We start from the raw sequence: 22038 nt of genomic DNA, 5'->3' as shown, positions 1-22038 counted from the left end.
CACGTCACATTATCTGTTTTGCCGGGATTAGAGCCTGCCGTCAGGCTGATTGTTATTTTTTGCCGTGGAATAACTTTCCGGAATATACCGTTTTAAGCCGAACGGGCACAGTTTGAACTGGCATGGGGTTTCAGCCGTGCACAGGCGATCCATCTCCTGTCGGTTGCCTGGACACGCGTTTTTCTGTTTGAACCCCATCCAGCCTATTGATGTAAAGGGCATTGCCTGCGCTATCCATACTCTACGCCGCCGATCGTTAATAAGGATCCCCTGGTTTGAAGTGGTGATGATTTCACCTGTACGAACGTAATAATCTCCCTTTAACCACAGGATATAATTCAGGCCATACTGTGTTTCAACTTTGCAAAAGATGGTTCCGCTTTCCGGGCTCGCAATAGTCTCAACAACCTTCCATTCCATAAAGTCCTCTTTACTCGCTATATTGCTGTTTTGTTGTGTAAAAATGCTGCTTTTCTGGCACATCTTATACAAATCTAATTTCGCACCATAAAATAAGCGTAGACAAAGCCAGGCATAGTGAGAACATCCTTACAAAAAAAAGGGCAATATTTACAAAACTGGCGTGCCTGTGCTGTCCAAAAAGCGACTCGCCTTCAACAGTTCATAAACGGATGGCTGTTTTATCGGGATTGCGAAAGCTTGCGAAAACAAGTCAGTTTATATTACCCGCGCCTGCTGGGGGCGCATGAGGCTTACGTGAGTTGGGTGGGTGATATGAACCAGGCTCAGGTCAACATACTTACTAATCAGGTGCCTGGCGTCATCCCCCCCTGTGTTCGGGAGCATGAAAAAATCATTTAATTTCATTGCGCTGGTGTCAACCTGAATAATCAGCGTTAAACTATTCATACCATTTATAAAGGGAGAAGTGATGATGCGCGTACTGGTTGTTGAGGATAACGCATTGCTACGTCATCACCTGAAAGTTCAACTTCAGGAGATGGGTCATCAGGTGGATGATGCTGAAGACGCAAAAGAGGCCGATTATTATCTCAATGAACACCTGCCGGACATCGCCATTGTCGATTTAGGGCTGCCGGATGAAGACGGATTGTCCCTTATCCGCCGCTGGCGTAGCCATGACGTTTCCCTGCCGGTGCTGGTGCTGACTGCCCGCGAAGGCTGGCAGGACAAGGTTGAAGTCCTGAGCGCTGGCGCGGATGACTACGTGACCAAACCCTTCCATATTGAAGAAGTCGCTGCGCGTATGCAGGCGCTGCTGCGCCGCAACAGCGGGCTGGCGTCACAGGTTATCTCTCTGCCGCCGTTCCAGGTGGACCTCTCTCGCCGCGAATTTTCTATTAATGATGAAGTGATCAAGCTGACCGCATTCGAATACACCATCATGGAAACGCTGATCCGTAACAACGGTAAAGTGGTGAGCAAAGATTCCCTGATGCTTCAGCTCTATCCGGATGCCGAGCTGCGCGAAAGCCACACCATTGACGTACTGATGGGTCGCCTGCGTAAAAAAATTCAGGCGCAGTACCCGCATGACGTGATCACCACCGTGCGTGGTCAGGGCTACCTGTTCGAATTACGCTAAATGAAAGGGATATTGCGCCACATTTTACCCCTTTCGCTGCGGGTTCGCTTTTTGCTGGCAACCGCCGCCGTCGTGCTGGTGCTGTCGCTCTCTTACGGGATGGTGGCGCTGGTCGGGTATAGCGTGAGCTTCGATAAAACCACCTTCCGCCTGCTTCGCGGCGAAAGTAACCTGTTTTATACCCTGGCGAAGTGGGAGAACAACCGAATCACCGTCGAGATGCCGGAAAACCTGAATCAGCAGAGCCCGACGCTGGCGCTGATCTATGATGAAAAAGGGAAATTGCTTTGGGCCCAGCGCGATGTCCCGTGGTTGAAAAAGCGCATCCGTCCGGAATGGCTGAAAACCAACGGTTTTCATGAAATAGAAGCCGACCTCAACTCCACCAGCAGCCTGCTGCGTGACGATCGCGCCTTACAGATCAAGCTTAATGAGATCCGTGCCGAAGATGACGACACGGAGATGACCCACTCTGTGGCCATCAACCTTTACCCCGCCACCCTGAACATGCCGCAGTTAACCATTGTGGTGATAGATACCATACCGGTTGAGCTGAAACGCTCGTATATGGTCTGGAACTGGTTTGTGTATGTTCTGGCTGCCAACCTGCTGCTGGTGATCCCTCTCCTGTGGGTTGCTGCGTGGTGGAGCCTCCGCCCGATTGAATCCCTTGCCAAAGAGGTGCGCGAGCTGGAGGAACATCACCGCGAGAAGCTAAACCCGGAGACCACGCGTGAGCTGACCAGCCTGGTGCGCAACCTCAACCGCCTGCTGAAAAGCGAACGTGAACGCTACGACAAGTATCGCACGACGCTCACCGACCTTACGCACAGCCTGAAAACCCCGCTGGCCGTGATGCAGAGTACCCTGCGTTCCATGCGCAGTTCGAAAATGAGCGTGGATGACGCCGAGCCGGTGATGCTGGAACAAATCAGCCGTATTTCACAGCAGATCGGCTATTACCTGCACCGCGCGAGCATGCGTTCCGGAAGCGCTCTGTTGAGCCGTGAACTGCACCCGGTAGCCCCGCTGCTGGATAACCTCACCTCTGCGCTGAACAAGGTGTACCAGCGTAAAGGGGTCAACATCAGTCTGGATATCTCACCGGAAATTAGCTTTGTCGGTGAGAAAAATGACTTTATGGAAGTGATGGGAAACCTGCTCGATAACGCCTGCAAATATTGTCTGGAGTTTGTCGAGGTGTCCGCGCGGGTAACGGATAACGAACTGCATATTATCGTTGAGGATGATGGTCCTGGCATTCCCTGTAATAAACGCGAAGTGGTATTCGATCGCGGCCAGCGCGCCGATACGCTGCGGCCAGGCCAGGGCGTCGGATTATCCGTCGCCAGGGAAATCGTCGATCAGTACGAGGGCAAGATTGAAACCGGTGAAAGTTTACTGGGCGGTGCCCGTATGGAAGTCATTTTTGGCCGCCAGCATCCCGTATCGAACGATAGTTGACCCGAAATGTGAAAAATACGCGGATCTCGCAGTCAGGGGGCGGTGCTTCCGTTATAATCCGTCTCAGTAAGAGCCTGCGGAATACAAAAATATGGATTATCAATTAACGCTTAACTGGCCCGAATTTATTGAACGTTACTGGCAAAAACGCCCGGTCGTTCTTAAACGCGGGATCAGCAGTTTTATCGACCCTATTTCTCCTGACGAACTCGCTGGTCTGGCGATGGAAAACGAGGTAGACAGCCGTCTGGTGAGCCACCAGGACGGGAAATGGCAGGTCAGCCACGGTCCCTTTGAAAGCTACGATCACCTGGGCGAAAACAACTGGTCTTTACTGGTGCAGGCGGTCAACAACTGGCACGAACCCACCGCAGCCTTAATGCGTCCCTTCCGCGCCCTGCCAGACTGGCGAATGGACGATCTGATGATCTCCTTCTCCGTTCCCGGTGGCGGCGTGGGTCCGCATCTGGATCAGTACGACGTGTTTATCATTCAGGGTACCGGTCGCCGTCGCTGGCGCGTGGGCGAAAAAGTGCCAATGAAGCAGCACTGCCCGCACCCGGATCTGCTTCAGGTTGATCCGTTTGAAGGGATCATTGATGAAGAGCTGGAGCCAGGTGACATTCTTTATATCCCACCGGGCTTCCCGCATGAAGGTTATTCCCTGGAAAACTCGCTGAACTATTCGGTTGGTTTCCGCGCGCCAAGCGGGCGCGAGATGATCAGCGGATTTGCTGACTATGTTTTACAGCGTGAGCTGGGCAGCTACCGTTACAGCGATCCGGACGTTCCGGCGCGTGAGCACCCGGCGGATATTCTGCCAGAGGAGCTGGATAAGCTGCGCGGGATGATGCTGGATCTGATCAATGAACCGGAGCACTTCAGACAGTGGTTTGGCGAGTTTATCAGCCAGTCGCGTCACGAACTGGACGTCGCACCACCAGAGCCGCCGTATCAGGCAGATGAAATTTATGATGCGCTCCAGCAGGGCGATAAGCTGGTTCGTCTGGGCGGATTACGCGTACTGCGCATTGGCGAAGAGGTATTCGTCAACGGCGAGCGCCTGGACTCTCCGCATCGCCCGGCGCTGGAAGCGATTGCCAGCCATATGGTGCTGACTGCGGATACCTTTGGCGACGCACTGGACGATCCCTCCTTCCTCGCCATGCTGGCCGCGCTGGTGAACAGCGGGTACTGGTTTTTTGAGGACTGAGCCGCTTTAATGCCCGGTGACGCTGCGCTTACCGGGCCTACGATCGAAATGTAGGCCGGGTAAGGCGTAGCCGCCACCCGGCTTTGTTTTACTTCCGCTCCCCCGCCGCAAAATCCTCAATCTCACCCGCCCAGTCTGCCGGATATAACCCTTCCCGCACGTCCCGATGAAACGTTGAATATGGCCAGTCGACGACTTTCCCGACATAGCCATGCTTCAGCGGATTGATGTAGACGTAATCCATATGCCGCCGATAATCCTGCTCATTGCGAATAGTGTGCTCCCAGAAACGCGGTTGCCAGACGTGGCGCATTTCAATGTTGCGGCTAAACGTTTTTTTGATGTCGCGCCAGCGCGCTGAAAAGTCACTGTCTCCTTCCGGCAGGGTCCAGATACAGTGCATATGTTCAGGCAGGATAACCCAGGCGTTAATGGTAAAGGGCTTCGCACGCTTAACCGTGGCGGTAGCGGAACGCAGGCTGTCGATGTGGCGAGTAAGTAAATCGCTCTGGCGGTTTTGCAGATTGACGGTGAAAAACCAGGTCCCACCGGGGATGTAGTGGCGGCGGTAGTTTGACATTGGCACTCCTTGCCCATTGCCCGGTGGCGCTGCGCTTACCGGGCCTACGATCGAAATGTAGGCCCGGTAAGGCGTAGCCGCCACCCGGCATAAAACATTACCGCTTCGCGGTTAACTCCGCTATCCGCACGATCACCTGCACCGCTTTCTCCATCCCTTCCAGCGTCACGAACTCATGCTTGCCGTGGTAGTTATATCCACCGGTAAACAGGTTCGGGCACGGCAGGCCCATAAACGACAGCTGTGAACCATCGGTACCGCCACGGATCGGTTTCATCACCGGCTCGATGTCACAATCGCGCATCGCCTGCTGGGCGATATCAAGAATATGCGGATGCTCCATCACCTTATCGCGCATATTGTAATAGCTGTCTTCGATGATGAGTTCAATATAGCAATCCGGATGTAGCCCCTTGCCGACCTTTTTCGCGATCTCCATCATCTTACGTTTGCGTGCTTCAAAGGCTTTGCGGTCGAAATCGCGGACAATATAGTGCATCTGCGCGCTGTCCACGGTCCCCTTGATGCTGGTCAGATGATAAAAACCCTCATACCCTTCCGTCATCTCCGGGCTCTCTTCGGCGGGCACTTCCGCATGAATACGCGCAGCCAGCGACAGCGCATTCACCATCACCCCTTTCGCAGACCCCGGGTGCACGTTATTCCCAACGATTTTGATCGTCACCGATGCCGCGTTAAAGTTTTCATACTCCAGTTCACCCACGCCGCCACCGTCGACGGTGTAGGCCCACTGCGCGTTAAAAGCCTCAACGTCAAAGTGTTTTGCGCCTTTTCCAACCTCTTCATCCGGCGTGAAGGCCACGCGGATATCGCCATGTGGGATATTTTTGCCCTTCAGCACCGCCAGCGCCGTCATGATCTCGGCGATGCCCGCTTTGTCATCGGCCCCCAGCAAGGTTTTGCCGTCAGTGGTGATTAACGTCTGCCCCAGCAGCTGATGCAGTACCGGGAACATCACCGGCGACAGCACTTCGTCGCCAATGCCCAGCGCAATATCACCGCCGCGGTAGTTTTCAACAATCTGCGGGTTTACGTGTTTACCGCTAAAATCAGGTGAGGTATCGACATGAGAAATAAAGCCAATTGCCGGGATATCGCCGTCAATATTCGCCGGCAGCGTTCCCATCACGGTCCCTTTTTCGCTGAGCGTGACATCAACCAGCCCCATGGCCTCCAGCTGCTCTTTCAGCAGATTTAGCAGCTTCCACTGGCCTTCGGTGCTTGGCACCTGTCGGACCCCCGGCTTAGATTGGGTATCCAGCGAAACGTAATGTAAGAAACGCTCAAGTAGTTTATCCATGCAGTCACCCTCACTTTTTGTGACAACATTATCATTAAGCAGCAAAACGCAAATATTGCGTCAGGTCACTTTTATCCCGCAAACGAGAACTTTTTACGTTTATATCGTTGTGCGTTAATAAATGTAGCTTATGAATAAGTGAGAAGGATTGGCGATTCAATGGGTTTGCCGTAGAATGTCCGCCCTCATTACGAGTCACCAAGGTGGTTACACACAAACCCCGCTTCAGTCTGCTGCCTGAGGCGTCTATATGGGACAGCGCGAAAATTGAATACACAACCCCGTTCCCTTTCACCGCTGGTGCAACTGGAACGAATTCGTAAAAGTTTCGATGGCAAAGATGTCATTTCCGACCTTAATCTGACCATCAATGACGGTGAGTTTCTCACGCTGCTCGGCCCCTCCGGCTGCGGCAAAACCACCGTCCTGCGCCTTATCGCCGGGCTGGAAAGCGTCGATAACGGCCATATCCATCTTGAGAACCAGGACATAACCCAGGTTCCAGCCGAAGATCGCCACGTCAATACCGTCTTTCAGAGCTATGCCCTGTTCCCGCACATGACCGTGTTTGAGAACGTGGCGTTTGGCCTGCGGATGCAAAAAACACCGGCCAGCGAGATCCCACCTCGGGTTACCGAAGCCCTGCGCATGGTACAGCTGGAGGCGTTCGCCCAGCGCAAGCCGCATCAACTTTCCGGTGGTCAGCAGCAGCGTGTGGCCATTGCCCGCGCCGTGGTCAACAAACCTCGCCTGCTCCTGCTGGATGAATCCCTCTCCGCGCTGGACTACAAGCTGCGCAAGCAGATGCAGAACGAGCTGAAAGCGCTTCAGCGTAAGCTCGGCATCACGTTCGTGTTTGTCACGCACGATCAGGAAGAAGCCCTGACCATGTCAGACCGTATCGTGGTGATGCGCGACGGCAAGATTGAGCAGGATGGCACCCCGCGTGAAATTTACGAAGAGCCGAAAAACCTGTTCGTCGCCAGCTTTATTGGCGAAATCAATATCTTTAACGCCACGGTGATCGAGCATCTGGACGATCGGCGCGTTCGCGCGAATGTGGAAGGCCGCGAATGCAATATTACCGTCAACTTTGCCGTCGAGAAGGGTCAAAAGCTCAACGTCCTGCTGCGCCCGGAAGATCTCCGCGTTGATGAGATCCACGACACGGCTGACGTCGAAGGTCTGATCGGTTACGTTCGCGAACGCAACTACAAGGGAATGACCCTCGAATCCGTTGTGGAACTGGAAAACGGTAAAATGGTGATGGTCAGCGAGTTCTTTAACGAGGACGATCCGGACTTCGACCACTCGCTGGATCAGAAAATGGTCATCAACTGGGTAGAAAGCTGGGAGGTTGTACTGGCTGATGAAGAACACAAGTAAGTTCCAGAATGTGGTGATTGCCACGATCGTCGGTTGGCTTGTGTTGTTTGTCTTTCTTCCCAACCTGATGATCATCGTGACCAGCTTCCTAACCCGCGACGACGCGAACTTCGTGACGATGGTCTTTACGCTGGACAACTACGCGCGCCTGCTCGATCCGCTCTATTTTGACGTGCTGCTGCACTCGCTCAATATGGCGCTGATTGCCACCCTCGCCTGTCTGGTGCTGGGGTATCCATTCGCCTGGTTCCTGGCCCGCCTGCCGCAAAAAGTGCGGCCGCTGCTGCTGTTTTTACTGATTGTACCCTTCTGGACCAACTCGTTAATCCGCATCTACGGGCTGAAAATCTTTCTCAGCACCAAAGGTTATCTGAACGAGTTCCTGCTGTGGCTGGGGGTGATCGAGACGCCGATCCGCATCATGTTCACCCCGGGCGCGGTAATTGTCGGCCTGGTCTATATCCTGCTGCCGTTTATGGTGATGCCGCTCTACTCCAGCATTGAAAAGCTCGATAAACCGCTGCTGGAAGCGGCGAAAGACCTGGGTGCCAGTAAGTTACAAACCTTTGTCCGCATCATTATTCCGCTGACCATGCCGGGTATTATCGCCGGCTGTCTGCTGGTCATGCTGCCTGCGATGGGCCTGTTCTACGTATCGGACCTAATGGGCGGGGCGAAAAACCTGCTGATCGGTAACGTGATTAAGAGCCAGTTCCTGAATATCCGCGACTGGCCGTTCGGCTCGGCCACCAGCATAACGCTGACGGTGGTGATGGGGCTGATGCTGCTGGTTTACTGGCGTGCATCACGCCTGCTGAATAAGAAGGTGGAGCTGGAATGATCGGTCGACTGCTTCGCGGCGGTTTTATGACCGCCATTTATGCGTATCTCTATATTCCGATAATCATTTTGATCGTGAACTCCTTTAACAGCTCACGCTTCGGGATCAACTGGCAAGGGTTTACCACCAAATGGTATGGCCTGCTGATGAACAATGACAGCCTGCTACAGGCCGCTCAGCACTCGCTGACGATGGCGGTATTCTCTGCCACCTTCGCGACGCTGATTGGCTCGCTGACCGCCGTGGCGCTGTACCGCTACCGTTTTCGCGGTAAGCCGTTCGTCAGTGGCATGCTGTTTGTGGTGATGATGTCCCCAGATATCGTGATGGCCATTTCACTGCTGGTGCTGTTTATGCTGCTGGGCGTCCAGCTCGGTTTCTGGTCGCTGCTGTTCTCGCATATCACCTTCTGTCTGCCGTTTGTGGTGGTAACCGTCTACGCGCGTCTGAAAGGGTTCGACGTACGCATGCTGGAAGCGGCGAAAGATCTGGGTGCGAGCGAGATGACTATTCTGCGCAAAATCATTCTGCCGCTGGCGATGCCCGCCGTGGCAGCAGGATGGCTGCTCAGCTTTACCCTGTCGATGGACGACGTGGTCGTGTCCTCCTTCGTCACCGGGCCGAGCTATGAAATTCTGCCGTTGAAGATCTACTCAATGGTTAAAGTCGGTGTTTCACCCGAAGTGAACGCGCTGGCGACTATTCTGTTGGTGTTATCGCTGGTTCTGGTAATTGCCAGCCAGGTTATTGCTCGTGATAAAACAAAATCTCAGGGGACACAGAAATGAAAAAAATGCTTGCCGCTGCGGCACTGGTGCTCGGAATGGGCGCCGCGCATGCTGATGACAGCAAAACGCTCTATTTCTACAACTGGACCGAGTATGTGCCGCCGGGCCTGCTGGAGCAGTTCACCAAAGAGACGGGCATCAAGGTGATCTATTCGACCTACGAGTCGAATGAAACCATGTACGCCAAGCTCAAAACCTATAAAGATGGCGCGTATGACCTGGTGGTGCCGTCGACCTATTTCGTCGACAAGATGCGCAAAGAAGGCATGATCCAGAAGATCGACAAAACGAAGCTAACCAATTTTTCAAACCTCGATCCTGAGATGCTAAACAAGCCGTTCGACCCGAACAACGACTACTCCATTCCGTACATCTGGGGCGCGACGGCAATTGGCGTCAACAGCGATGCCATTGATCCAAAAACGGTTTCATCCTGGGCTGACCTGTGGAAGCCGGAATACAAAAGCAGCCTGCTGTTAACCGACGATGCGCGCGAAGTGTTCCAGGTTGCGCTGCGTAAACTCGGCTATTCCGGTAACACCACCGATCCGAAAGAGATCGAAGCGGCGTATAACGAACTGAAAAAGCTGATGCCAAACGTGGCGGCGTTCAACTCGGATAACCCGGCTAACCCGTATATGGAAGGTGAAGTGAATCTGGGTATGGTCTGGAACGGCTCTGCGTTTGTGGCGCGTCAGGCCGGGACGCCGCTGGAGGTGGTCTGGCCGAAGGAGGGCGGCATCTTCTGGATGGACAGCCTCGCGATCCCGGCGAATGCGAAAAACGTCGAGGGCGCCCTGAAGCTGATCAATTTCCTGCTGCGCCCGGATGTGGCAAAAGAGGTGGCGGAAACCATCGGCTACCCGACGCCAAACCTGGCCGCGCGGAAGCTGTTAAGCCCTGAAGTGGCAAATGATAAATCGCTCTATCCGGACGCTGAAACCATCAGCAAAGGGGAATGGCAGAACGACGTCGGTGACGCGAGCCGCCTGTATGAAGAGTATTATCAGAAGCTAAAAGCAGGCCGTTAATGCACAACGGGCGACGCAATGTCGCCCGTTACTCTTACAGCCCCTTTAGGAGTTTATCCACAAAGGCTGGCACCACCTCGCTCGCCAGACCGTAATGTTTCTCTTCAAACTCGCTCCCGACCTGGCTTGGCTCCAGATTAAGCTCCACCGTATGGGCACCTTGCAGTCGCGCTTCGTGAACAAATCCTGCCGCCGGATAGACATGTCCCGAAGTGCCAATGGCGATAAAGACGTCCGCCATAGCCAGGGCGCTGTAGATCTCATCCATTCCCAGCGGCATTTCGCCAAACCAGACCACATGCGGACGCAGACGCGAAGGGAACTGACAGCAGTGGCAGCGGTCTTCGTCCAGCACGTCCTCTTTCCAGTCCAGCACCTGACCACTCCATGCGCACCGCACCTTGAGCAGTTCGCCGTGCATGTGAATGATGTTGTGGTTTCCGGCCCTTTCGTGAAGATTGTCGATGTTCTGCGTGACCAGCAGAAAACGATCCCCCAGCGCTTCCTCCAGCTTTGCCAGCGCCAGGTGCGCCGCATTCGGCGCAATCTCCGGCTGCTGAAGCTGGCGACGGCGGGCGTTGTAGAACGCCTGCACCAGCGCCGGGTCGCGGGCGAAACCTTCCGGCGTCGCCACATCTTCAACTCGGTGTTCTTCCCACAGTCCGTCCGCCGCGCGGAAGGTCTGAATACCGGATTCGGCGGAGATCCCCGCCCCGGTCAACACCACCACTCTGGGTTTATCCATCGCTTCTGGCATCATCCTGTCTCTGAAAAAGATCCGCTGACGCAGGCGTTCACGTAAGCGGCGTTTATTTTTGCGAAAACGGCTGAGTCGACCCTGGCGACGCGACAGCATAATAACCTCGTAAACTAATCGGTGAGATGAAGGAATGCGGCTCCGCGCATGCCTCCTGCGTCCCCGTGTCGCGCGCGTTCAATGCGCGGCACGCGGGCGACCGGCAATAAATGTCGGGGCAGACGCCCGGACAACTGTTCCGTAATCGCAGTGAAATTTGACAGCCCTCCCCCGATCACCAGCAGATCCGGATCGACGATGGTCAGGATATTCCCCAGGCACACGGCCAGCAGGTCGAGATAGCGTTCAACGTGCTCTCGCGCCTGCGCATCCCCTTGTTCCCACAGGGTAATGATTTGGGGGGCGTCATGTTTCTGATGATAGAAGTGTTCATAAAGCCATGCAAACCCACGGCCTGAAAGGTAACTCTCAATACAACCGTGCTGACCACAACCGCAGCGGATCAACGGGAAATCACGTCCGACAACATCCAGCGCATCCACCGGCAGTCGGATATGACCAAATTCGCCGGTAATGTAGCTGCGCCCGGTAATGGGCTTACCGTTAATGATTATCCCGCCCCCCACACCGGTTCCGAGGATCAACCCCATCACCAGCGGATAGCGACGAAACTCGTCGTCCCAGGCCTCTGAGAGAGCAAAACAGTTGGCATCGTTGTCTAAGCGCACGTCGCGCTCAAGGAGAGCAGAAAGATCGGCACGCAGCGGTTTGCCGCTGGCGGCAGGAACGTTGGCGGCATACAGCGTGCCATCGTCGGTTTCGGGCATACCCGGAATACCAATGCCGACGCTGCCTATGACGCCAAAGCGTTCATCCGCTTGCGCCACCAGCGCGGCAATGGCGGTTAAAAATTCATCGTAGCTTTCGCGCGGCGTGGGTACGCGGGTTTCCCATTGTAGCTTAAGGTCTTTATCGAACACGCCGAGCGCAATCTTGGTGCCGCCAATATCAAATCCGTAATACATGATGCATTCCTCTGTTTGATTCAGCGGCCAAAAGACCGCTAAACCATGACGAAATTACTGGCCACTTAATACCCTCGCCGGATCAATTCGGCTTGCGCGACGCGCCGGATACCAGCTTGCCAGCAGACTCAGTAAAAGTGCTGTAACCAGCACATAAATAACGTCCAGCCAGTGCAGTTCAGACGGCAGGAAGTCAATAAAATAGATATCGCCTGAAAGGAACTGATGGCCAATAAGCGCTTCAATCCCGTTGATAATCGGCGTCAGCTGAAGGGAAACCACCACGCCGATCGCCACGCCGCAGAGGCTGCCAAACAGCCCCGCCAGCAAACCGTACCAGACGAAGATGGCGCGAATAAGACCGTCTTTCGCCCCTAAGGTACGCAGCACGGCGATGTCGCCGCTCTTATCCTTAACGGCCATGACCAGCGTCGAGACGATATTAAAACACGCCACCCCAATCACCAGCACCATCGCCAGATACATAATCGCGCGGATCATCTGGATATCACGGTACATATACCCGTAAGTGCCGATCCAGCTTTTGATGTAGACATAGTTATTGGTCACGCTGCCAGCGTCACGCACCAGTTTATTGGCGTTGAAGACGTCGTTAACCTTAATGGCAATGCCCGTCACGCTGTCGCTCATATCCAGATACTGGCGCGCATCTTCCAGCGGCACCATCGCGAAGCTGTGATCGAGCTGGCCGCTCAGTTGCAAAATACCGGTGACGTGCAGACGTACGCGCTTAGGCTGCTGCAATTTGTGATCAGCGCTGGCGTTCGGGATCATGATCGAGACCCAGTCGCCCTGTTTCACCTTCAGCGCATCGGCAACGCCTTTGCCCATAATGATCTGCTGCTCGCCAGCCTTAAAGTTTGCCCATGCGCCATTTTGCACATAGCGCGGCAGCGCGCTCAGACGCTCTTCCTGACGAGGATTTACCCCTTTCACCTGAATGGCGCGCAGGTTTACCCCGCTCTCTACCAGCCCGGTAAAGTTGATGTAAGGTGCAGCCGCCGCAATGCCGGGCACCTTTTCCACTTTGTTAAGGGCATCACGCCAGCTGGACCACGGCTGGTTAACCGGCTCGATTTCACCGTGGGGGACAACGGCCAGAATGCGGTTATTCAGTTCACGCTCAAAGCCGTTCATGGCGCTTAAGCCCACGATCAACACCGCCACGCCCAGGGCGATACCGATGGTGGAGATCACGGAGATAAGGGATACCATCCCGCTCCGGCGACGACCGCGGCTAAAGCGTAACCCGATGAGTAACGATAACGGTGAAGCCATTACTCCGCTCCCATCAGCGTCAGTTCAGCATTCAAACGACCGTCGCGCATTTCCAGCTGACGCCCCATCCGCTTAGCCAGTTGTAAATCGTGGGTGACCACCAGAAACGCGGTTCCCTGTGCGGCGTTCAGTTCGCCGAGAAGCTGGAAAATGCTGTCTGCGTTACGCGCATCGAGGTTACCTGTCGGTTCATCCGCCAGCACCAGGCGCGGGTTGTTGACCAGCGCACGGGCGATGGCCACACGCTGACGCTCACCGCCGGAAAGCTCAGACGGACGGTGATTCCCGCGATGACCCAGCCCTACCGCTTTTAGCATGTCGCTGGCGCGGGCATTAATTTCCGCGGGTTTCTTTTTACCAATCAGCAGCGGCATTGCGACGTTTTCCAGCGCCGTAAAGTCCGGCAGCAGATGGTGGAACTGATAGATAAAGCCCAGCTCGCGGTTACGCAGCTCGGCTTTCGCCGTAGACGACATTTTACTCAGCGGCTGCCCGGAGAAGATCACATCGCCTTCGGTTGGCGTGTCCAGCCCGCCAAGCAGGTGCAGCAACGTACTTTTACCGGAGCCAGAGCTACCGACAATAGCCATCATCTCGCCTTCACCCACGCTAAAACTCACATTGTGCAACACGTCGGTCTGCACAGTGCCTTCCTGATAGCGTTTGGACAGGTTGTCGCACTGCAACAGGATCTTATTCATAACGTAAAGCCTCAGCGGGTTGAGTGGCGGCAGCCCGCCAGGAAGGATAAAGCGTAGAAAGCAGCGCAATGGCCATCGCGGCCAGCGCAATACCGACCACCTGGAGCGGCTCGATAGCCACCGGCAGCGCCGCGCCATCAAGCAGCGCGCCGATAATCGGCATGAGATTGTTGAGCTGGCTGGCGAGCAGCGCCCCCAGCGCCGCGCCGAGCAGCGCGCCAATGATGCCAGCGCTGGCACCCTGGACCATAAATACCGCCATGATCTGGCGCGGAGTCAGCCCCTGGGTTTGCAGAATGGCGACTTCGCCTTGCTTCTCCATCACCATCAGCCCGAGCGAGGTGATGATATTAAACGCGGCAACGGCCACGATCAGGCTCAGCAGCAGCCCCATCATGTTTTTCTCCATGCGCACGGCCTGGAACAGTTCGCCCTTCCGGTCGCGCCAGTCCTGCCATTTCGTCCCTTCCGGTAGCGTCTGCTGGCTAAGGGTATCCACCTTCAGCGGCGCATCAAGCCACAGACGCCAGCCGGTGATATTTCCCGCCGGGTAGCGCATCAGACGCGAGGCGTCCTGAATGTTCACCAGCATCTGGTAACCATCAACTTCGCTGTTCGCCGCAAACGTGCCAATCACGTTGAACAGACGCTGGCTTGGCAGACGCCCCATCGGCGTAAACTGACTGGCTGACGGCACCATCACACGCAGCTGATCGCCACGGTTGACCCCGAGCTGCCCGGCAAGCTGCTCGCCGAGGATGACGTTGTATTTACCCGCTTCCAGGTCGGTTTGTTTCACATTGACCAGGAACGGCGTCAGCGGATCTTTTTGCGCCGGATCGATACCCAGCATCACCCCGACCGCCACGCTACGGGCGCTTTGCAGCACCACATCGCCCGTCGTGAGCGGCGCAACGCGCGTGACACCCTGTAACTTCACCGCGCTTTCCGGCAGCTGTTGCGGATTAACGGAACCCTGAGTGGAAGAGAGAACGGCCTGCGGCATCAGCCCCAGGATATTGTTTTGCAGCTCGCGCTCGAAGCCGTTCATGACGGAAAGCACCGTCACCAGTGCCATCACGCCAAGCGTAATGCCAATAGTCGAAAGCCAGGAGACAAAGCGACCGAAGCGGTCCGCGGCGCGCCCACGCATGTAACGTAAGCCTATAAAGAGTGCGACAGGTTGATACATGAAATCCGTCTGTTTGCTGATAGCAGACCCACGAGTATATAAGCGAATCCGCTAAGCGTAAATGACTGAAACCGTAAGATTCGGTAATCATTTTTCCGAAAAATTCAGATAAATCATCATGCTACTGACTGAACTTCCGCCAGACAGCCTCCACCTTTTCCGAAAATCGTCCTGATACAGACTGTTACCCGTTACATCAGGGTTTCATTTTACAACAATCGTCCTTTCGTTTATGGCAACAAGGTCGTCACGCACAATGAAACAAAAAGCATTATGGATTAACCAGATAAAAGGTCTGTGCATCTGCCTGGTGGTGATTTACCACTCGGTGATCACCTTTTATCCTCACCTGGACGGGCTACAGCATCCGTTATCGGGCCTGCTCGCCAAATGCTGGGTCTACTTTAATCTTTACCTTGCCCCGTTCCGTATGCCGGTGTTTTTCTTTATCTCCGGCTATTTGATCCGTCGATATATTGACGAGGTGAACTGGCGCACCAGTCTCGACAAGCGGATCTGGAGCATTGTCTGGGTTTTGGCCCTGTGGGGCGTCCTGCAATGGCAGGCGCTGACTCATCTGAATGCCTGGTTCGCCCCCGAGCGAGAGCTGGCGACAGCATCCAATGCGGCCTACGCCGATTCCGTTTCAGGGTTTGTACGGGGAATGCTCACGGCCAGCACAAGCCTGTGGTATTTGTACGCCTTAGTGGTCTACTTTACGCTCTGTAAGCTGCTGAGCCGCTGGAAACTGCCGATGCTGGGGCTTCTGGCGCTGGCAAGCATCGCCATCAACTTCCTGCCGTTACCGTGGTGGGGAATGAACAGCGTGGTGCGCAACATGGTCTACTACAGCCTCGGCGCATGGTACGGCGCGCAGTTGATGGCGTGGATGAAAGGGATGAATTTGCGCCGCAGCTGGCTGATCCTCATCGCCTCTGGTGCGGTGTCGGTGGTGCTGTGGTTCGCTAATGTCCCTCTGCCGCTCTCTCTGCTGTCAATCGTGGTTATCATGAAGCTCTTTTACAGCTTCGAGCAGCGTTATGCCGTTCATCCCAATAACCTGCTGAACGTCATCGGTTCAAACACCATCGCGATTTATACCACCCACCGCATTTTAATTGAGGCGTTTAGCCTGCTCATGATCCGCGAAATGAATGCGGCGTACTGGCCGATCTGGGCGGAGTTAACGCTGATTCTGGTCTACCCGTTTATCAGCCTGCTCGTCTGCACGCTGGTTGGGCTGGGGGCACGTAAGCTCTCGACCGCCCTCTTTGGCGATCTTTTCTTCTCCCCTCCCGCGCGGCTTTCGCCCGTGCCCACGACCCGCTAACTAACCCTGTCCCATACGGGCTACAAAATAAGGCCTGCACAGACGGCTCCCTCTCCCTATGGGAGAGGGCTGGGGTGAGGGTGAACATACAGCTGTGGTGCTCGTTCCGTTCACCTTATGTTCCTTGCTATTCTATAACCGCACGAGCGGTGAACGTGCCAGGGTGGCTCAGTCGCCACCACCCTGGCAACCCGGGCTCCCGGCGGTAAATCGTCGCTTCGCGATACCCTCGGCTTATTCCTTCCGGCTATCGGGTCGGGCATGAGCCTGCATCCATGCAGGCCACGCCCTCTCGGCGCATCCCTGCGCCTCGCCCCGGCCTTCAGGAAACGCCTCAGCGATTTACAGCCGGACCAGGGCATCGCTGAAAGCCCTCAGTTAGTCTGAAGACAACGTTATTGCTTCTGCTTTCAAATTACTGAGGAACCCTCTACCCATCCGGGGGCACTTTCCCTCTTGTGCGGTTACGATTTGCTTATGTAAAACGATCGAGGATAATAAAGACATTGCGTATCAGTGATATGCCCCAATACTGTTGGTATATCCCCAAGAGACTCTGACATAGCCATGCCTGAACACTATCGTTACTCCTTGCCTGTCAAAGCGGGCGACCAGCGCCAGCTGGGCGAACTCACGGGCGCGGCCTGCGCCACCCTGGTGGCGGAAATTGCTGAGCGGCATCCAGGGCCGGTGGTGCTGGTTGCCCCGGACATGCAAAACGCCCTGCGCCTGCACGACGAAATTCGTCAGTTCACCGACAGTCTGGTATTCAGCCTGGCCGACTGGGAAACGCTTCCCTACGACAGTTTTTCTCCGCACCAGGAGATCATCTCCTCGCGCCTGTCGACGCTGTATCAGCTTCCCACCATGCAGCGCGGCGTGCTGATTGTGCCGGTGAATACCCTGATGCAGCGCGTCTGTCCGCACAGCTATTTGCACGGCCATGCGCTGGTGATGAAAAAAGGCCAACGCCTGTCGCGCGATGCCCTGCGCGTGCAGCTGGACGGAGCCGGCTATCGACATGTCGACCAGGTGATGGAGCACGGCGAATATGCGACGCGCGGTGCGCTGCTGGATCTCTATCCGATGGGCAGCGATCGGCCATATCGTCTGGATTTCTTTGATGATGAGATCGACAGCCTGCGCGTGTTCGACGCTGACACCCAGCGCACGCTGGAGGAAGTGGACTCCATTAACCTACTGCCCGCCCATGAGTTCCCGACGGATAAAACCGCCATCGAGCTGTTCCGCAGCCAGTGGCGCGACAGGTTCGACGTGAAGCGCGATGCCGAACATATCTACCAGCAAGTCAGCAAGGGCACCCTTCCGGCCGGGATCGAGTACTGGCAGCCCCTGTTCTTTAACGAACCGCTGCCGGCGCTGTTCAGCTACTTCCCGGCGAATACGCTGATTGTTAACACCGGGGATATCGACGCCAGTGCCAGCCGCTTTGAAAGCGAAACGCGCGCCCGCTTTGAAAACCGGGGCGTTGACCCGATGCGTCCGCTGCTGCCGCCGGAAATGCTGTGGCTACGTACCGACGAGCTCAACGCCGAGCTGAAACGCTGGCCGCGCATGCAGCTCAAAACCGACGCGCTTGCCGAGAAGGCGGCGAACACCAATCTCGCGTTCCGGACGCTGCCTGATCTGGCCGTCCAGGCGCAGCAGAAATCCCCCCTTGATAATCTGCGCAAGTTTCTTGAGTCCTTCACCGGGCCGGTGGTCTTCTCCGTTGAAAGTGAGGGTCGCCGTGAAGCGCTGGGCGAACTGCTGGGACGGATCAAAGTTGCGCCGAAGCGCATTCTTCGCCTGAGCGAAGCGACCGGAAATGGCCGTTACCTGATGATCGGCGCCGCCGAGCACGGATTCATTGATACGCTCAATAACCTGGCGTTGATTTGTGAAAGCGACCTGCTGGGCGAGCGCGTCGCGCGCCGTCGTCAGGACAGCCGTCGCACCATCAACCCAGACACCCTGATCCGTAACCTGGCCGAACTGCACCCCGGTCAGCCGATCGTTCACCTTGAACACGGGGTGGGTCGCTATCAGGGGATGACCACCCTCGAAGCAGGCGGCATCAAAGGTGAATACCTGATGCTGACCTACGCCAACGACGCCAAACTGTACGTGCCGGTGTCGTCCCTGCACCTGATCAGTCGCTACGCCGGGGGCGCGGAAGACAACGCGCCGCTGCATAAGCTGGGCGGCGATGCCTGGGCGCGCGCGCGCCAGAAGGCAGCGGAAAAAGTACGCGACGTGGCCGCCGAGCTGCTGGATATTTACGCCCAGCGTGCGGCCAAAGAGGGCTATGCGTTTAAGCATGATAAAGAGCAGTATCAGCTGTTCTGCGACAGCTTCCCGTTTGAAACTACGCCGGATCAGGCCCAGGCCATTAACGCCGTGCTGAGCGACATGTGCCAGCCGCTGGCCATGGACCGCTTGGTCTGCGGTGACGTGGGCTTCGGCAAAACCGAAGTGGCGATGCGTGCCGCCTTTTTGGCGGTGGAAAACAACAAGCAGGTGGCGGTGCTGGTGCCGACTACCCTCCTCGCCCAGCAGCACTTCGACAACTTCCGCGACCGCTTCGCCAACTGGCCGGTGCGCATTGAGATGCTGTCGCGTTTTCGCAGCGCCAAAGAGCAGACGCAAATCCTGGAACAGGCAAGCGAAGGCAAAATTGATATTCTGATCGGCACTCACAAGCTGCTGCAAAGCGACGTGAAGTGGAAAGATCTGGGGCTGCTGATCGTGGATGAAGAGCACCGCTTCGGGGTGCGCCATAAAGAGCGCATCAAAGCGATGCGCGCCGACGTCGACATTCTGACCCTGACCGCAACGCCGATCCCGCGCACCCTGAACATGGCGATGAGCGGCATGCGCGATCTGTCGATAATCGCCACCCCACCGGCGCGCCGTCTGGCGGTGAAAACCTTTGTTCGCGAGTACGACAATCTGGTGGTGCGCGAGGCGATCCTGCGCGAAGTGCTGCGCGGCGGCCAGGTGTATTACCTGTATAACGACGTTGAAAATATTCAGAAAGCCGCCGACAGGTTGGCAGAGCTGGTACCGGAAGCGCGCATCGCCATTGGTCACGGCCAGATGCGCGAGCGCGAGCTGGAGCGGGTGATGAACGATTTCCACCACCAGCGTTTCAACGTGCTGGTGTGTACCACCATCATTGAGACCGGGATCGACATTCCAACGGCGAACACCATCATTATCGAACGTGCGGATCACTTCGGCCTGGCCCAGCTGCACCAGCTGCGCGGGCGCGTCGGGCGCTCGCACCATCAGGCCTACGCCTGGCTGCTGACGCCGCATCCGAAGGCGATGACCACCGACGCGCAAAAGCGTCTGGAAGCTATCGCCTCACTGGAAGATCTGGGTGCTGGCTTTGCGCTGGCGACCCACGACCTGGAGATCCGCGGCGCCGGTGAGCTGCTGGGTGAAGACCAGAGCGGCTCCATGGAAACCATCGGTTTCTCGCTGTATATGGAGCTGCTGGAAAATGCCGTCGACGCGCTTAAAGCCGGACGTGAACCGTCTCTGGAAGATCTCACCAGCCAGCAGACCGAAGTGGAACTGCGCATGCCTTCTCTGCTGCCGGATGATTTTATTCCTGACGTGAATACCCGTCTGTCGTTCTACAAACGCATTGCCAGCGCGAAAAGCGAAGGCGAGCTGGAAGAGATCAAAGTCGAACTGATTGACCGTTTTGGGATATTGCCCGATGCGGCGCGCAACCTGCTTGATATTGCCCGCCTGCGTCAGCAGGCGCAGAAGCTGGGCATTCGCAAGCTTGAAGGCAATGAGAAAGGCGGCGTCATTGAGTTTGCCGAGAAGAACCACGTCGATCCGATGTGGCTGATTGGCCTCCTGCAAAAACAGCCGCAGCATTTCCGTCTTGATGGCCCGACGCGTCTGAAATTTACTCAGGATCTGACGGAACGTAAAACCCGCATGGACTGGGTGCGTAACTTTATGCGTCAGCTGGAAGAGAACGCCATCGCATAACGGTATCCCCCGCCAGCGCCCGGCTGGCGGGGGGACAATTTACAAACTCTTTGCACTTCGCCCGAACTTCCCGACTATACATTCGCCATAATTATCATTAACGCCTTATAAAACAATAACCTTATCATTTGTATGGATTATGATAATGATGATTTCTTCGCGTTTTACCCGCTGGTTAACTCTGTTTGCGCTGGCCGCGACGGTTGCCGTCGCGCTCCCTGCTCGCGCCAATACCTGGCCTCTTCCGCCTGCCGGCAGCAACGTCGTAGGTGAAAACCGCTTTCACGTGGTTGAAAACGATGGCGGTTCGCTGGAAGCGATTGCCAAAAAATATAACGTCGGGTTCCTGGCGCTGTTGCAGGCCAACCCGGGCGTAGATCCATACGTGCCCCGGGCAGGCAGCGTACTGACGATTCCGCTGCAAACCATCCTGCCGGACGCGCCGCGTCAGGGCATTGTGATTAATCTCGCCGAGCTGCGTCTGTATTACTACCCGCCGGGCAAGAACGAAGTGACCGTCTACCCTATCGGTATTGGTCAGTTGGGGGGCGATACGCTCACGCCTACCATGGTCACCACCGTCTCTGATAAGCGCGCTAATCCAACCTGGACCCCGACGGCAAACATTCGCGCCCGTTATAAAGCTCAAGGTATCGACCTGCCTGCCGTGGTGCCTGCTGGCCCGGATAATCCGATGGGGCACCATGCGATTCGCCTGGCGGCATACGGTGGGGTTTATCTTCTGCACGGAACGAATGCGGATTTCGGGATCGGGATGCGCGTCAGCTCCGGCTGCATTCGCCTGCGCGATGACGATATCAAAACGCTCTACCGCGTGATCGCCCCTGGCACGAAAGTGAATATCATTAATACGCCGATTAAAGTGTCTGAAGAGCCGGGTGGCGTCCGTCTGGTTGAGATCCACCAGCCGCTATCGAAAAACATCAATGACGATCCGCAGACGCTGCCAATTAATCTGAATGCCTCGATGGTGAGTTTTAAAACGAATGCCAATACCGATGGTGCGGTGATGGAGCGGGCGATGGAAGCGCGCTCGGGGATGCCAACCGATGTCACGCGGCATCATGAGGTTGCTCAGCAATCAATGTAAAGCAGTAATAACGACAAACGCCCTGCATCAGCAGGGCGTTTTTTATTGCAGTGGCATAACGGAGGGTTGCGTTACGCTTATTTGTAGATAACAGCGGTACCGTGCAGGGTGTTAGGACCGGTCACAGAGGTGATGCGGAATGATTTCGCACCCATTTCGTCAGCTTTTTGTGCCAGCTGATCTTCCAGAGAGCCCAGATTAGTCCCGGCAGTGGCAGAGATGGTACCGACTTTCTGCTGGTCTGCTGGCGTGGATTGCACTTCAACAGCAGCGAAGCTTGCGAAAGAGAGTGAACTCAGAACGGCGGCAGCGATGAGGGTTTTAACGTTTTTCATGATTTTATACCTTTAGGCAGATGATGTAGTGGTCGTTAGTTATTTAGTTAACGATCGATAGGTAAATGATAGATGTGATCCAG

At 55.7% G+C, this 22038-nt stretch carries 19 protein-coding genes; 10 read left to right on the top strand and 9 right to left on the bottom strand.

Translation table 11 applies throughout. The features are described 5' to 3' along the window. Positions 1–27: 27 nt before the first annotated feature. A complete protein-coding gene (locus ACOTX5_RS11775; RefSeq protein ID WP_023296319.1) occupies positions 28–420 on the bottom strand; it encodes a hypothetical protein in 393 nt (130 codons plus the stop codon). Positions 421–895: 475 nt separating this feature from the next. Here ACOTX5_RS11775 and phoP point away from each other — a divergent pair, with 475 nt between their 5' ends. The 3 genes from phoP to ACOTX5_RS11760 all read left to right on the top strand — a co-directional run bounded on the left by phoP (position 896) and on the right by ACOTX5_RS11760 (position 4244). Continuing rightward, positions 896–1567 (top strand): two-component system response regulator PhoP, encoded by a 672-nt coding sequence (phoP, locus tag ACOTX5_RS11770; protein WP_026094318.1) that lies wholly within the window; start codon positions 896–898, stop codon positions 1565–1567. Further along, a complete protein-coding gene (gene phoQ, locus ACOTX5_RS11765; protein ID WP_032634007.1) occupies positions 1568–3031 on the top strand; it encodes a two-component system sensor histidine kinase PhoQ in 1464 nt (487 codons plus the stop codon). A gap of 91 nt (positions 3032–3122) precedes the next feature. Then, positions 3123–4244, top strand: coding sequence for a cupin domain-containing protein (locus ACOTX5_RS11760; protein WP_045911623.1), 1122 nt, complete (start codon positions 3123–3125; stop codon positions 4242–4244). An 88-nt stretch (positions 4245–4332) separates the two neighbouring features. On the opposite strand, the gene ACOTX5_RS11755 is transcribed toward ACOTX5_RS11760, so the two are convergent. Together ACOTX5_RS11755 and pepT are read right to left on the bottom strand one after the other, a co-directional pair. Then, positions 4333–4824, bottom strand: a complete 492-nt coding sequence (locus ACOTX5_RS11755; RefSeq protein WP_017384707.1) for an REP-associated tyrosine transposase — start codon at positions 4822–4824, stop codon at positions 4333–4335. 97 nt (positions 4825–4921) lie between these two features. After that, positions 4922–6145 carry a peptidase T gene (pepT, locus tag ACOTX5_RS11750; protein WP_006809220.1) on the bottom strand — a complete coding sequence of 408 codons (1224 nt, stop codon included), beginning with the start codon at positions 6143–6145 and terminating at the stop codon, positions 4922–4924. Positions 6146–6382: 237 nt separating this feature from the next. Between pepT and potA the strand changes: the two genes are divergently transcribed. The 4 genes from potA to potD are packed head-to-tail and all read left to right on the top strand — an operon-like array spanning position 6383 to position 10191. Beyond that, complete coding sequence (potA, locus tag ACOTX5_RS11745; protein ID WP_162837483.1) at positions 6383–7531, top strand: spermidine/putrescine ABC transporter ATP-binding protein PotA; 1149 nt, start codon at positions 6383–6385, stop codon at positions 7529–7531. After that, positions 7515–8372 (top strand): spermidine/putrescine ABC transporter permease PotB, encoded by an 858-nt coding sequence (gene potB, locus ACOTX5_RS11740; RefSeq protein WP_015570804.1) that lies wholly within the window; start codon positions 7515–7517, stop codon positions 8370–8372. Before potA ends, potB begins: the two co-directional genes overlap by 17 nt. Further along, positions 8369–9160 (top strand): spermidine/putrescine ABC transporter permease PotC, encoded by a 792-nt coding sequence (gene potC, locus ACOTX5_RS11735; protein ID WP_015570805.1) that lies wholly within the window; start codon positions 8369–8371, stop codon positions 9158–9160. The genes potB and potC overlap by 4 nt, the downstream gene beginning before the upstream one ends. Beyond that, positions 9157–10191, top strand: coding sequence for a spermidine/putrescine ABC transporter substrate-binding protein PotD (gene potD, locus ACOTX5_RS11730; protein ID WP_015570806.1), 1035 nt, complete (start codon positions 9157–9159; stop codon positions 10189–10191). Before potC ends, potD begins: the two co-directional genes overlap by 4 nt. A 34-nt stretch (positions 10192–10225) precedes the next feature. Here potD and cobB read toward each other — a convergent pair whose 3' ends face one another. Genes cobB through lolC form a run of 5 tightly spaced genes read right to left on the bottom strand, consistent with a single transcriptional unit; the run spans position 10226 to position 15165 of the window. Continuing rightward, positions 10226–11047, bottom strand: a complete 822-nt coding sequence (gene cobB / locus ACOTX5_RS11725) for a Sir2 family NAD+-dependent deacetylase (protein WP_006809226.1) — start codon at positions 11045–11047, stop codon at positions 10226–10228. A gap of 14 nt (positions 11048–11061) precedes the next feature. Next, a complete protein-coding gene (gene nagK / locus ACOTX5_RS11720) occupies positions 11062–11973 on the bottom strand; it encodes an N-acetylglucosamine kinase (RefSeq protein ID WP_045911622.1) in 912 nt (303 codons plus the stop codon). A gap of 54 nt (positions 11974–12027) precedes the next feature. After that, positions 12028–13272 carry a lipoprotein-releasing ABC transporter permease subunit LolE gene (gene lolE / locus ACOTX5_RS11715; protein WP_017384711.1) on the bottom strand — a complete coding sequence of 415 codons (1245 nt, stop codon included), beginning with the start codon at positions 13270–13272 and terminating at the stop codon, positions 12028–12030. Next, positions 13272–13973 (bottom strand): lipoprotein-releasing ABC transporter ATP-binding protein LolD, encoded by a 702-nt coding sequence (gene lolD / locus ACOTX5_RS11710; protein WP_015570809.1) that lies wholly within the window; start codon positions 13971–13973, stop codon positions 13272–13274. Before lolD ends, lolE begins: the two co-directional genes overlap by 1 nt. Next, positions 13966–15165, bottom strand: coding sequence for a lipoprotein-releasing ABC transporter permease subunit LolC (gene lolC, locus ACOTX5_RS11705; RefSeq protein WP_017384712.1), 1200 nt, complete (start codon positions 15163–15165; stop codon positions 13966–13968). The genes lolD and lolC overlap by 8 nt, the downstream gene beginning before the upstream one ends. 256 nt (positions 15166–15421) lie before the next feature. On the opposite strand from lolC, the gene ACOTX5_RS11700 reads away from it, so the two are divergent. The 3 genes from ACOTX5_RS11700 (at position 15422) to ldtC (ending at position 21620) form a co-directional block, all read left to right on the top strand. Further along, positions 15422–16495 carry an acyltransferase family protein gene (locus ACOTX5_RS11700; protein ID WP_045911621.1) on the top strand — a complete coding sequence of 358 codons (1074 nt, stop codon included), beginning with the start codon at positions 15422–15424 and terminating at the stop codon, positions 16493–16495. A gap of 567 nt (positions 16496–17062) precedes the next feature. Further along, positions 17063–20509, top strand: a complete 3447-nt coding sequence (gene mfd / locus ACOTX5_RS11695) for a transcription-repair coupling factor (RefSeq protein ID WP_017693631.1) — start codon at positions 17063–17065, stop codon at positions 20507–20509. 145 nt (positions 20510–20654) lie between these two features. Continuing rightward, positions 20655–21620 (top strand): L,D-transpeptidase LdtC, encoded by a 966-nt coding sequence (gene ldtC, locus ACOTX5_RS11690; RefSeq protein ID WP_023303432.1) that lies wholly within the window; start codon positions 20655–20657, stop codon positions 21618–21620. Positions 21621–21697: 77 nt separating this feature from the next. On the opposite strand, the gene bhsA is transcribed toward ldtC, so the two are convergent. Beyond that, entirely contained in the window at positions 21698–21955 is a 258-nt protein-coding gene (bhsA, locus tag ACOTX5_RS11685; RefSeq protein WP_006809234.1) for a multiple stress resistance protein BhsA, read from the bottom strand. Positions 21956–22038: the final 83 nt, after the last annotated feature.

This window comes from Enterobacter cloacae complex sp. IR5441 (genome assembly GCF_049238215.1).
Lineage (GTDB): Bacteria > Pseudomonadota > Gammaproteobacteria > Enterobacterales > Enterobacteriaceae > Enterobacter > Enterobacter hormaechei_C.
The sequence above is the reverse complement of the archived record's forward strand: the minus strand, read 5'-3'. Positions and strand labels throughout refer to the sequence as shown.